The 13054-nt window shown below is 64.4% G+C and carries 8 protein-coding genes; 3 read left to right on the top strand and 5 right to left on the bottom strand.

The window, feature by feature from the left end; genetic code table 11:
* Positions 1–37: 37 nt before the first annotated feature.
* Together CAF53_RS07675 and CAF53_RS07680 are read left to right on the top strand one after the other, a co-directional pair.
* On the top strand, positions 38–2299 hold the full coding sequence (locus tag CAF53_RS07675) for an NADP-dependent malic enzyme (protein ID WP_100237739.1): 2262 nt from the start codon (positions 38–40) through the stop codon (positions 2297–2299).
* 165 nt (positions 2300–2464) lie between these two features.
* Entirely contained in the window at positions 2465–2965 is a 501-nt protein-coding gene (locus CAF53_RS07680; RefSeq protein WP_046762097.1) for a flavin reductase family protein, read from the top strand.
* A gap of 3 nt (positions 2966–2968) precedes the next feature.
* On the opposite strand, the gene CAF53_RS07685 is transcribed toward CAF53_RS07680, so the two are convergent.
* From CAF53_RS07685 to CAF53_RS07700, 4 genes are all read right to left on the bottom strand, one after another.
* Entirely contained in the window at positions 2969–6706 is a 3738-nt protein-coding gene (locus tag CAF53_RS07685) for a calcium-binding protein (protein ID WP_100237740.1), read from the bottom strand.
* A 192-nt stretch (positions 6707–6898) separates the two neighbouring features.
* A complete protein-coding gene (locus CAF53_RS07690; RefSeq protein ID WP_100237741.1) occupies positions 6899–8065 on the bottom strand; it encodes a glycosyltransferase family 4 protein in 1167 nt (388 codons plus the stop codon).
* Positions 8062–9396 carry a pectate lyase gene (locus tag CAF53_RS07695; protein WP_100237742.1) on the bottom strand — a complete coding sequence of 445 codons (1335 nt, stop codon included), beginning with the start codon at positions 9394–9396 and terminating at the stop codon, positions 8062–8064. The genes CAF53_RS07690 and CAF53_RS07695 overlap by 4 nt, the downstream gene beginning before the upstream one ends.
* Positions 9393–10397, bottom strand: coding sequence for a sulfotransferase (locus CAF53_RS07700; RefSeq protein WP_100238733.1), 1005 nt, complete (start codon positions 10395–10397; stop codon positions 9393–9395). The genes CAF53_RS07695 and CAF53_RS07700 overlap by 4 nt, the downstream gene beginning before the upstream one ends.
* Before the next feature lie 193 nt (positions 10398–10590).
* Here CAF53_RS07700 and CAF53_RS07705 point away from each other — a divergent pair, with 193 nt between their 5' ends.
* Positions 10591–11925, top strand: coding sequence for an O-antigen ligase family protein (locus tag CAF53_RS07705; protein ID WP_242443400.1), 1335 nt, complete (start codon positions 10591–10593; stop codon positions 11923–11925).
* A gap of 3 nt (positions 11926–11928) precedes the next feature.
* Here CAF53_RS07705 and CAF53_RS07710 read toward each other — a convergent pair whose 3' ends face one another.
* Complete coding sequence (locus tag CAF53_RS07710; RefSeq protein ID WP_100237744.1) at positions 11929–12909, bottom strand: 2OG-Fe(II) oxygenase family protein; 981 nt, start codon at positions 12907–12909, stop codon at positions 11929–11931.
* Positions 12910–13054 lie beyond the last annotated feature (145 nt).

A 13054-nucleotide genomic window follows, 5' to 3' on the forward strand; every position in this document is an offset into this window, starting at 1 on the left:
ACGGCCACCCTCATCGTTTCATAATGTGGGTGCAGCCATGACCGATAAGTCGAATGTGGAATTTTCCGAACGCGAGGCGCTGTTCTTCCACTCGACCGGACGCCCCGGCAAGATCGAGATCATCGCGTCCAAGCCGATGGCGACGCAGCGCGACCTCAGCCTTGCCTATTCGCCCGGCGTCGCGGTGCCGGTGCGCGCCATCGCGGAAGACCCGGCGACCGCCTATGACTATACGGCCAAGGGCAATCTGGTCGCGGTGATCTCCAACGGCACGGCGATCCTGGGCCTGGGCAATCTGGGCGCGCTGGCGTCCAAGCCGGTGATGGAGGGCAAGTCCGTCCTCTTCAAGCGCTTCGCCGACGTCGATTCCATCGACATCGAACTCAAGACCGAGGATGTCGACAGGTTCATCGACGCCGTCGAATTGATGGAGCCGACCTTCGGCGGCATCAATCTTGAGGATATCAAGGCGCCCGAATGCTTCATCATCGAACAGACGCTGAAGGAACGGATGAACATCCCGGTCTTCCATGACGACCAGCACGGCACCGCGATCATCGCGGCGGCGGGCGTCATCAACGCGGCGATGCTGACCGGCCGGGACATGAAGGACATGAAGGTGGTGGTGAACGGCGCGGGCGCCGCGTCCATCTCCTGCACTGAACTCATCAAGGCGCTGGGCGTGCAGCACGACAATGTCATCATGTGCGACAGCAAGGGCGTGATCTACCAGGGCCGCACCGAGGGCATGAACCAGTGGAAATCGGCCCATGCGGTGAAGACCGACGCCCGCACCCTGGCCGAAGCGGTCAAGGGCGCGGACGTGTTCCTGGGCCTTTCCGTCGCGGGCGCGATGACGCAGGACATGGTGAAGGCCATGGCGGAAAAGCCGATCATCTTCGCTATGGCGAACCCCGACCCGGAAATCGCGCCGCCCGACGCCAAGGCGGTGCGCCCCGACGCCATCGTCGCCACCGGCCGGTCCGACTATCCCAACCAGGTCAACAATGTGCTGGGCTTTCCCTTCATCTTCCGCGGCGCGCTCGACGTGCGGGCGACCGGGATCAACGAGCCGATGAAGCTGGCCGCCGCCAAGGCGATCGCGGAACTGGCGCGCGAGCAGGTGCCGGAGGAAGTCGCCAAGGCCTATGGCCGCTCGCACAGCTTCGGGCCGGATTACATCATCCCCGCGCCCTTCGACCCGCGCCTGATGGAAGTGGTGCCGTCGGCCGTCGCGCAGGCGGCGATGGAAACCGGCGTCGCGCAGCGTCCGATCGCGGACATGGCCGCCTATCGCCAGTCGCTCAAGGGCCGGCTCAACCCCACCACGTCGGTCCTCACCACCGCCTATGAGGTGGCGAAGGCGAACCCGAAGCGCGTCGTCTTCGCCGAGGCGGAAGAAGAAGTCGTACTGCGCGCCGCGATCCAGTTCCGGACGCTGGGTTACGGCATCCCCGTTCTGGTCGGCCGCGGCCATGTCTATGACAAGCTCAAGGAACTGGGCGTGCAGGACCCGGAAAGCTTCGAACTGCACAACAGCGTCAACTCGCCGTTGGTGCCGGATATGGTCGACACGCTCTACAAGCGTTTGCAGCGCCGCGGCTATCTGCGCCGCGATTGCGAGCGGATGGTCAATCGCGACCGCAACATCTTCGGATCGCTGCTGGTGAAGATGGGCCATGCCGACGCGATGATCACCGGCATGACCCGGCCGTTCGCCCAGACGCTGCGCGAGGTGAAGCGGGTGATGGACCCGGCGGCGGGCCGGACCCCCTTTGGCATCCATGTGCTGGTGACCAAGGACAAGACGGTGTTCCTGGCCGACACCACGGTCAATGAGCGCCCCTCGGCACAGGAACTGGCCGACATTGCGGAGGGCACGGTGGCGGTCGCCCGCCGCATGGGCCATGACCCGCGCGTGGCCTTCCTGTCCTATTCCAATTTCGGCAACCCGCCGGGCAGTTTCCTTGAAAATATGCGCGATGCGATCAAGTTGCTGGACGAGCGCGACGTCGATTTCGAATATGAAGGCGAAATGACCGTCGACGCGGCGCTCAACCCGATGGTGATGAAGAATTATCCCTTCAGCCGCCTGTCGGGTCCGGCGAATATCCTGGTGATGCCGGGGCTTCAGTCGGCCAATATCTCGGCGAAGCTGCTGCGCGAAGTGGGCGGCGCGACGATGATCGGGCCGATGCTGGTCGGCATGGAAAAGTCGGTGCAGATCGCCACCATGGCATCCAATGCTTCGGAACTGCTGACGCTCGCGGTGCTGGCTTCGGCTGGCGTCGCGGTCTGATGCCGGGCGTTTTACGCGGATGATCCGCTCCGCCACGCGCAGCGATGTCGCCCAAAGGGAACTCATGAGCTTATCAGCGGGATTTGCTTGCCATGGCGCGCCAAGTCGCGAAAAAGGGGGCATGATGAAGAACACCGATCCCTTTCCCATTTCCGGTGCGCGCGCATGAGTGAAGCGGTCGCCTTCGACAGCGGCACCTTCCGCCGGGTGCTGGGGCACTATCCCACCGGCGTTTGCGTGGTGACGGCGGTAGAGGATGGGCAGGTGCCGACCGGCATGGTGGTCGGGTCCTTCACGTCCGTCTCGCTCGATCCGCCGCTGGTCGCCTTCTTCCCCGCAAAGGATTCGCAAAGCTGGCCCCGAATCGAGAAAGTGGGGAAATTCTGCGTCAACATCCTGGCCAGCGATCAGAAGCCACTGTGCCAGCAATTCGCGGTGAAGGGTGGGGACGACAAATTCGCCGGCGTGACGCATCGCGTCTCAGCCAACGGATCGCCGATCCTGGACGGTGTAGTGGCCTGGATCGACTGCCAATTGGAAGCCGTGCACGAGGCTGGCGACCATTATATCGTACTCGGCCGGGTCATCGCACTGGAGGTGGAAACGCCGGGCAAGCCGTTGCTGTTCTTCCAGGGCGGCTATGGCGAGTTCGCCCATCTGGCCTGACCTTCAGAAGAAGCTGCTCGAATCCACGCCCGCCAATGTGTTGACGCCCAGCAGCAGCACGCTCTGGTCGAATGCGCCGTCGCCATTGGAGTCGTAGAAGACCCAGCCGTCGGTCGTCCCCGCGACGAAGGTCACATGATTGACCCCTGCGGTCGTGTTGGCGGCGGCCAGCGCATCGGAGAAATTATTGGTGGCGATCGCTCGTTCGGCATAGTCGGCGGCAGGCAGGCTGCCGTTCAGGAAGTCGAGATCGATGCGATCGCCTTCGCTGGCCTTGAAGTCGGTGATCCGGTCGTAACTCGCCGTGTTGAGCGTCGTGTCGCCCCGGTTGAAAACGAATATGTCCGCCTCCGTCCCGCCGGTCAGCGTATCCTTGCCCGCACCGCCGATCAGCGTGTCGTTGCCCGCGCCGCCCTTCAGCGTGTCACCGGCGAGACCGCCGTCGAGCAGGTCGTTGCCCGCGCCGCCGTCCAGGCTGTCCTGTCCATCCTCGCCATAGAGCCGGTCATCGCCCGCGTTGCCCAATATGGTGTCGTTGCCCAGGCCGCCCCAGATGCCGTTGTTGCCGCTATTGCCGGTGATGGTGTTGGCAAGGTCATTGCCGGTGCCGTCGATATTGTCGGTGCCGGTCAGCACCAGTTTCTCGATCTCGGGAGCCAGCCGGTAGCTGACCGATGCGTTGACCTGATCCGTCCCGCCGCCCGCCAGTTCGAAGATCATATCGTCATTGGCGCTATTGCCGTCGTCGGACCAGCTATCGACGATATAGGTGTCGTTGCCGTCGCCCCCGGTCATGCTGTCGGCGCCGGTACCGCCGTCCAGATAATCGTCGCCCAGACCGCCGATCAGCACATCATTGCCGTCGCCACCGAACAGATTGTCGTTGTCGTCGCCGCCATCGATCGTATCCGCGCCGCCCATGCCGTACAGAATGTCGGCGCCCAGCCCACCCGACAGCATGTTCGCGGCGTCGTTGCCCGTGATGGTGTTGGCCAGTTCATTGCCCAAGCCGTTGATCGCCGTCGCGCCGGTCAGCGTCAGCTTTTCGACATTGGCGGCCAACCGATAGCTGACCGAGGCATAGACAAGATCGCTGCCGCCGCCCGCCAGCTCGATCACCTGGTCGTCATTTCCGGCAAAGCCGTCATCCGACCAGGTGTCCACATAGAAAATATCGTTGCCCGCGCCGCCGTCCATATAATCGGCGCCCGCGCCGCCATCGATGACATCGTTGCCGGCAAGGGCATAGATGGTGTCGTTGAGCGCGGTGCTCTGATAGGCCGCAACCGTGGTCGTCGGGCTGATCATGTTGTTGCCGGAGGAGCCGGTAATCGTCCTGCCGCCTTCCGCGACATCGGTGATGGTGATGGAGAGCAGCTGGTCGTCGACATTGCTGCCGTCGGTCGCGCGCACCATCACCTGATAGATGCCATCGCCATCGGCATCGATGCGATTCTCATAGTCCGGCGCATTGATGAAGGACAGCGCGCCCGTCACGGCATCGATGGTGAAGAGCGCCGCGTCGGCGCCCCCTGAAATGGCGTAGCCCGGCGTCGTGCCGTCCGCATCGGTGGCAGACACGATGGTGACCGCGCTGCCATTTTCCGACATGCTGATCGCCGCCGATGTGCCGCCGCCATTGGAGGTGATGATCGGCGCATTGTCGTTCGCGTTGGTGACGCTGATGGCGAACGTCTGTGCGACGCTGTTGGTGCCGTCGCTGGCGCTGACGATCACATTGTAGATGCGGTCGCCATTGCTGTCGGAGGGTGCCTCATAATCCGGCGCGGTCTTGAAGGTCAGCGTGCCGGTGTTCGCATCGATGGTGAAGAGCGCCGCGTCCGCACCGCCGCTGATCGCATAGTTCAGCGGCGTGCCATCGGCATCGCTGGCCACTACCGTCGCAGCGAGCAGACCGTTTTCCGCCACCGACAAGGCCACCGAAGCCGTCCCGCCATAGGAGGTCAGCACCGGTGCATTGTCGTTGAGATTGACGACGGTGACGGCCAGTGTCTGCTGGTCGGTGTTGGTGCCGTCGCTGGCCTGCACGATCACGTCATAAACATTGTCGCGGTTGGCATCGGTTGGCGTCTCGTAATCGGGTGCGGTCTTGAAGGTCAGCGCGCCTGTGGCCGCATCGATGGTGAACAGCGCCGCGTCGGCGCCCCCGACAATGGCATAGCCGATCGACGGACCATCCGCATCCGTCGCCGTTACCGTGGTCACGGCGGGCGCGTTTTCATTGACGCTGATCGCCGCGCTCGCTCCGCCGCCATTGGAGGTGATGACCGGCGCTGCGCCATCGGGCACATCGCGCACGGTTATAGACAGCGTCTGTGTGTCCACCCCGCCATTGCCGTCATTGGCGGCGACGATCAGATGATAGACATTGTCGCCATCGGCATCGGCCGGGCTTTCGAAATTGGGCGCGGTGATGAAGCGCAACTCGCCCGTTACGGCGTCGATGGTGAAGAACGCTGCATCCGCCCCACCGACGATGGAGAAGCCGACGGTCTGTCCCGCATCCGGATCGGTCGCGGTGACGGTGGTGACGGCCATGCTGTTCTCGTCGATCGCCAGCGCCGCCGCCGCGCCGCCGCCATTGGAGGTGATGACCGGCGGCGCGTTCAGCGCCGTGGCGGGCGTCGTCATGTCCGCGAACTGGAAATATTCGACATTGCGGATCGTCTTGCTGCCCTCGGGCGATCCGGCGCGCTGGTCGACAGCGATGAAGCTGCCGTCGGTCTGAAGGGTGAAGAGATAATCCGCGCGGTTGCCGGAAAAGACCAGCGTGTCGATATCGGCGCTGCCGTCGATCACGTCGTTGCCGGCACCTGCGATGATCGTGTCGTTGCCGCCGCCGCCATGCATATAATCGTTGCCGGCACCGCCATCGAGCCAGTCGTCGCCCGAATCCCCGTATAATTCATCCCCGGCCAGCCCGCCATAGAGCCGGTCGTTGCCTGAATCCCCGTGCAGGACATCGCTGCCCGACACATTGTCGTCGTCGCCATAGAGGATGTCGTCGCCCGCGCCGCCCGACAGGCTGTCGTCGCCTGCGCCGCCGTAGAGGATGTCGTTGCCGTCCCCGCCGGTCAGCTTGTCCTTGCCGCGTCCACCATAGAGGATGTCGTTGCCCGACCCGCCGTCCAGCGTATCGTCGCCGGAAATGCCGTTATTGCCGAGATCGTCGCCATAGAGGATGTCGTCGCCCGCGCCGCCGGATATGGTGTCGCTGCCCCGCCAGCCGAAGATGATGTCGTTGCCGCCATCGCCCTGGAGATTGTCCTTGCCCGCGCCGCCGATGATGATGTCATTGCCTTCGCCGCCCTGGACCAGCACATCCTTCAGATAATCGATGCCGCCTGGACCGTGCGCCGACAGGTCGATGATGTCATCGCCATCGGCCAGCCAGAATTGCTCGATATTGTCGAAGCTGCCGAAGCCGCCTGAAATCACTCCATTATTGTAGAGGATGGCATCGTTGAGGTTGGACCCGTACATGATGTCGGTGCCCTGGCCGCCCAGATAGAGGTCGGTGGAAATCTGGATATTGGTGCCGACCAGCTGGTAGGCGGTGCCGCTGCCGGTAAGGATCGCGGAGTTCCAGACGAGCTGCGCCAGCACCGCATCGGGGCGCACATAATCGAGGTTGGCGAGTCGGGTAAAAGCGAAGAACTGATCCTTTTCACTACCCGCCGTGATGGTCTGACTGCCTACCACATTGAAATAGTTCGCCATGCACGCCCCCTGTCCTGCGTCCTTACGAAAGGTCGGAAAGCTGTACCCTCAAACGTTCCCGGAACGGTGGGGGCATAGGGATATGAGACCCGCCATTGGGGGTGCGCCGATGGGCTTAGGGAGAGGGATTCGGGATATCCTTCCGAAACCAATGGAGCGCCGTCCGAAGGACAAGCCCTCTGACGACACCGATCATGGCCGCAACGCTTCGTAGATCGCGCTGACCTTGGCGCAATGCGCCGCTTCGCTGAACCGGTCGCGGGCATCCGCCTGCGCTGCCAGCGCCATGGCGCGTGCGTCGCCCGGATCCTGGCAGGCGCGGGCCAGCGCGTCCGCATCGTCGGGTTCGACGAGAATGCCGTTCCCGCCTTCCAGCGCCTCGATATTGCCGCCGGACCGCGCCGCGACGATCGGCGTGCCGACCAGCATCGCCTCCACCAGCGTCCGCCCGAAAGGTTCGCCCACGGCGGGCACGACAAGCTGGTCGCAGGCCGCGATCCAGAACGGGCCGGGCGTGCGATAGCCCATCAACTTCACGCGATCCGCGACGCCCTTGTCGGCGATCCGTTTGCGCAGGGCGATATCCATGGCAGGCAGGCGTGCTTCGCCGAACATCAGGCCCATGACGGGACGGTCGACCGTCGCCTGCAAGCGCGCGATCATGTCGACGAACAGCAAGGGGCGCTTTCTCGGCACGAAGGCGCCGAAATAGCCCAGCAGCAGCGTGCCGGGCGTCACGCCCAATTCGCGGATCAGCGCGTCGCGCGCCTTGGCCCGGTCCATCTCCAGACTGGTGTCGAACGGGCTGTGAATCACCGATGCCCGGTTCCGCGCCGACCAGAGGCCGGGGCGCGGCAGGGCGAAGGACGACACCGCCAGCACCCGATGCGCCAGCGCCGGCGCCAGCAAGCGCAGGCCCAGCGCGCCGGGATCGCCCCGATGATGCCAGATCAGCTTGGCTCCAGCGATGCGTGCGGCCAGCGCCCAATTGGCGCTGCTCCGTCCATCATTGACATGGACGATGTCGATCCGGTTGCGCCGCAGGAAGCGCGCGCGGGGCAGAACGCTTCCCAGCGTTCGCCGGAACTTCCGCAGGGTGAAGGCCTCGCCCGGCACGAACAGCCCACGGGCGGCGGGATCGGCCATCTGCTCGTGACCGGCGAAGAAGCGGGCGATCATGCCGTCGGGCACTTCGGTGACGACGAGTGGCCGGTAAAGCGCCGGGTCGAGATGCGCCATCAACCCACGCACCGAAATATGGCTGCCGCCGATACTGTCCCCGGAAAAGGGGAAACAAATGCGCAAGCGGTTGTCCGCCGCTACATCGTCGGCGGTCATCCGGGAAAGGGGGGCGTTCATCCCTCCTGCCCGTCCATCAGATCGCGCGAGCGCTGGTCGAGAAACTGGTCGAGATTGGCGACACCGTCGCCATCGGCATCGCCCCAGGGGTCGGCCTTGCGCGGATCGGTGCCATGTTGCGCTTCCCAGCGGTCGTCCATGCCGTCGCCGTCCGCATCGGGATAGGGGGTGCCGGGTACGGGTTCGTCGATGAGACCGGGTTGCTTGACGATATGTCCCTTCCGCTCGCGGACCTGACGGGCGATCCGCTGGTCGAACGGGTCGCGCGGGAAGGCGCCGGCATCGCTCAGTACCGTTTCATAGGCGGCGTCCGCCGGTTCCGCCGCGATGGTGGCGGGGCAGGGGGGCTTATCAACCTTCGCCTCCTGCATCAGCGGCGAGACATGCACGAAATCGCCGTCGAACCGGTTGTCGGCGAGATAGACCTTGGCGATCCCCTTCGACCCCATGACATTGCGTGCCACGCCGATCGTGTCGGGCCGCGTGTTCTTCCCTGCGATGAAGCTGTTGCCGATCAAGGATACCGGCACGCCGCCGAAGCTTTCCCAGATTTCGGCAAATTCCGACTGGCCGTTGTAAAGGATGTTGTTGATCACCTCCGCGCAGGAGCCGGGCGGGAAATTCAGGTCCGGATTGCGGTCGCCATTATGGGCGCAGATATTGCCGATGAAGCTCAGATGCTGTGGCCCCTTCGGGTCGCTCGCCAGCAACGCGCATTTGTCGTGGCGCGGAATGCCTTCCGCGAAGATGCTGTTGCTGATCGTGACCCAGTCATTGTCGCCATAGCCGTTGATCAGCTCGTCCCGCGCCCAGCTTGCGCTCACATGGTCGACGATGACCTGGCGGCTGTTCTCGATGGTGAAGCTGTCCTCCGACCCGCGATGCGTGCCCACCCGGTCGTTGCGCACGCGGATATGGCGGATGACGATGTCATGCGTGTTCTTGATCAGGATCGGCGTGCGTCCCTCTTCGCCCCCGGCATGGGTGACAACTATGCCGCCGCCCGGCGCCGTCTGTCCGGCTATGGTGAGATAGGGATTGGCGATCACGGGCGGCCGGGCGGTGAAGCGGATCACTCCGCTCACCCGGAACACGCACACCCGCGGTCCGGAGGCGTCGATACAGGCGCGCAGGGACCCCTGCCCGCCGTCGGCCAGCGTATCGACGGCGATGATGCGCCCGCCGCGCCCGCCCTTGGCCGCGGCGCCGTAGCCCACCGCACCGGGAAAGGCAGCTTCGCCCTTCACCGGCTGTGCCCGCGTTTCGCTGCCCGCGCCCGAACAGCCCGCCATGATGACGGGCAGGATGATCCCGATCAGCCGCCGCCTCATGCTGCGTCTCCGCTGCGCAGCGAATAGCCGTAGCGGCGCAGGAAGGGGGCGCAGATCAGGGTGAACAACCGCTGTTTCCATCCCGGCATTTCCCGCTTCCACTTGTCGTCGCCCCGGATGATGAGCGATTTCTGCATCCGATGGCGGCTGCCCGCGACCTGATGCTGCGGTTCGAAGGGGGCAAGGCCGGTGGCGGGCAGATGCGGCCTTTCCCCCACCAGCGCCACGATCCGCCCGATCTCCCCGCGCGGATCTTCGACGAAATCCTCGTAACGCACGCGTATGCTGCGCCCAGGCCCGACCCGGAGGCACAGCCATTCCGCCGCGAGATTCACCATCGACCATCGCAGTGCCGTGTAGAGCAGGGGCTTGGGCCGCAATTCGCGTTGCACGCCCTTTTCGACGCTGCGCCGATGCCCTTTCATCAGCGACCACGCGACGCCGCGCCCGTCGCGCACCACATGCACGACATGCAGATCGATTCCCGGCATCGCGGCCAGCGCGAGGGCACGTCCCGGCAGCTTCGATGAATCGACCAGCACCGGCCGCCTCGACACCATCGCCATGCCGCGCAGCAATTTGAGCGTCCGCCGCCTGTGGTCGCGCCATCCGGGCAGCCTGAACAACCGTCCCGGCGCCACCAGCCCCTCGGTTCGCTGCTGCGCCCGCCTGTAACCCGCCAGAAATCCCTCCGGCTCTCCCTGTGTCCAGCGCGCCATGATCGCCTTCCATTCCGGGCAATCCCGCACCCGCTCCCCGCAGGCGCAATATTCGCCATTGTCCCACACATGCCGTGCCAGCGTCGTGACCTCGCCGCCGCCCATGATCGCTGGATGTTCGCCCAGTGCGATGTCGAGCAAGGTCGTTCCGCTGCGACCATAGCCCGCCACATAAATCAGCCTGACGGCCGCTTCGTTCCCTTCCAGGTGCCGGGTTTCAGCGCGTTTGTCCGCGATCATCGGCCTGTCGGCATTGTGCAGGGGCAGGATCGCATCCGTCACCAAGATCATCCTTGTCGCACGTGCCGGTCCGGCGACGCTCCGGGGCATTTATCCTTTGCGGCCGGGGGCCATTCAACGGGTCACAAGGCTGATGTCCCGGCAAATTCGGATAGGTCGGTCTGGCTGGAATCGTCCCTTGCCTCGCTCCGAAGGGCGTTTGCGTCGCGCCCGCGCGCGCGGCAGCCTCCCGTGCGTGACGACTCTGACCGGCCCTGGCACCCTTGGCTCTCCGACGGCCCCCGCGCGGCCGGACATCTTTGCGGCCCATGAACAGGTCTGGGACAGGATCGCACGCTACAGCCTGCTCACGGCGATTTTTCTCAGCGGCTGGGGCCTGCTGCGCGTCGGGCAGATCAACCTCACTTTCTCCGACCTCGCCTTTCTGGTCAGTTTCACCATTTCCGGCCTGCGCGGGCGCCTCAGCGCCACGCCCTTCCGCTCGCTCACGCCCTTCTGGCTCACCGGGCTGGTGATGATGCTGGGCGGCCTGTTCATCGGATCGGTGGTCAACGGCGATCCGCTGCGCTGGGTGAATATCGCCCTGCAATATACCGTCGCCTTCCTCTTCATTCCTGTCCTGCTGATGCAGCAGGAGGAAAGGATCATCCGGACAGCGCCGCTCATCTTCATGCTGGGCATCACCTGTTCGGAAGTCATCGGCATCGCCGCCAGCTTCTTCCTGACTTTCCATGACACGCTGCACTGGCTGGGCGACGGCTTCATCACCGGCAATGGCCGCCTGGGTTCGATGGCCGGACAGCCCAATCCCAATGGCGCGGTCGTCGCCTTTTCCATGCCGATGCTGCTCTATGCGATGCGCCAGCGGCTGATCGGGGCGGTCGGCGGCTTCGCCTGCCTGATCCTGTTGCTCTGGGGCTTGATGCTGAGCGCGTCCTTCACGGGTTTCGCCGCCTCGCTGATGGCGATTTTCGTGACGTTGCTGCTGATGGGCGTGCGCTACATCTTCCGGTTGGGATTGGGCGCGATGGTGGCGGCCGGCCTTTTCCTCGCCAGCGGCGCGCCCTTGCCCAAGGCTTTCCAGGAGCGCGTCGGCAATGCGGTGGAAAGCGGCGATATCGATCAGGCCGGCACCTTCATCAACCGGTCCCAGTTGATTCAGGAAGCCTGGGGCTTTGCCGAGGACAATGTGATCGTCGGCATGGGCGTCGACCAATATCGCGAACTGTCCGCCTATGACAATCCGGTCCACAATCTCTTCCTGTTGATCTGGAACGAGGGCGGCGCCATCGCCTTTTGCGGCCTCATCCTTCTTCTGGGCCTGCTTTGCCTGCTGGCGGCGAACGGATTGCGCATCGGCCGCGACAGGGGAGCGATGGCGGTGGCCGTGGTGCTGGTGTTCCTCGTCTACACCCTGTCCTATCCGCACATGTATTCCCGCATGTGGGTGATGCCGGTGATGGTGGCGCTGGCGGTCGTCTATACGCCCCGCCGTGCGGCCCGCCCCCAGGGAAGCGTCCGGCTGATCTATGCCAGGCCGGTCGGACCGCAGCCTCTGCCGGAACTGTGACGGTCAGGCGGACCCGATCAGCAACGTGACATTGTCGGTCCGCGGATTGCCGGGTGCCGAAGCATCAGCCCTTTCCACATGCAGCACGCGATGCAGCACTTGGGGCACACCATAGGCGTGGCTTGCCATGCTGCCGGGAAAGACCGCCAATGTGCGCCGGTCGATGGGCAGGTCGACCCATTGCCCGTTCATGAAAATCTGGGTCAGCATATGATGACGTTGACCACATAGGGCCGAAAAATAGCGATAGTCGACATGCGCGCCCTCGATCAGGCGCTGCCCCGGCGCAAGGTCGTGCCTGCGATCGCCACGCAGCAGCCAGCGGTTGATCGCCGCGACAATGCGTCCGACGCCCGGCACATACGCGATTATTCCGTAAAGGTCGGACGCGCCTCGCCCGCTCAGCATGCCCGCAGCCTCCCCGCGTCGTTCGTCGAGCGCGCAGCCTGCCCGTCCCCAGCGCCCCAGCGAATTGCGCGCCAGCGCCCCCAGCCGGTCGAAATCGCCCATGCTTTCCTGATATTTCAGCCGTTGCACCACGATCCGGAAATCCAAAGGCGGCGTCCCCGGCGGCGCCAGCGCGGCCATCAGCCGGGAACCGACCGCCCAGCACTGATCGAGCACCGCCTGTTGCGTCGCGTAACGCCGGTTTCCCTGCACGAAATAGGCCGGGCGAGCGGTGACATGATCCGTGCCTCCATCGCGTGACAGCGCCATTTTCCGGGCGATATAGCCGTGCCGACCGGGCTGAAAGTAGAACAGGTCGCCCAGGCTCGCGGTGATGTCGCCGCTGCCATGATAGTTGCGCGCTATATCGACCAGCGACGCTTCCCAGGGCATTTGTTCGGCCGACTGTTCGAGCAGCCCGTGCCACAGTTCGGCTATCACCTCCGGACAACGCACCAGCACCGCCGCATGGCCTGCGCCGAACAGGCGAGCCAGCGAGCCAGGCTCCAGATCCTGCAATGCCAGCTCCGCGATCATCCCGTTTTCCCCTGCGCGGAGCGTTCTTATCCTCGATCAAGCTCGGCGCAATGGCCCGAAATGGGCGATCCGGAATAGTCAGCAATGCACCAGAAATGCTTAGGAAAGCGACCGGCCTCTTCAGGCGCGGGCTATCGAAAAAAGC

Origin of the sequence: Sphingobium sp. LB126 (assembly GCF_002795205.1) — a bacterium.
GTDB lineage: Bacteria > Pseudomonadota > Alphaproteobacteria > Sphingomonadales > Sphingomonadaceae > Sphingobium > Sphingobium chungbukense.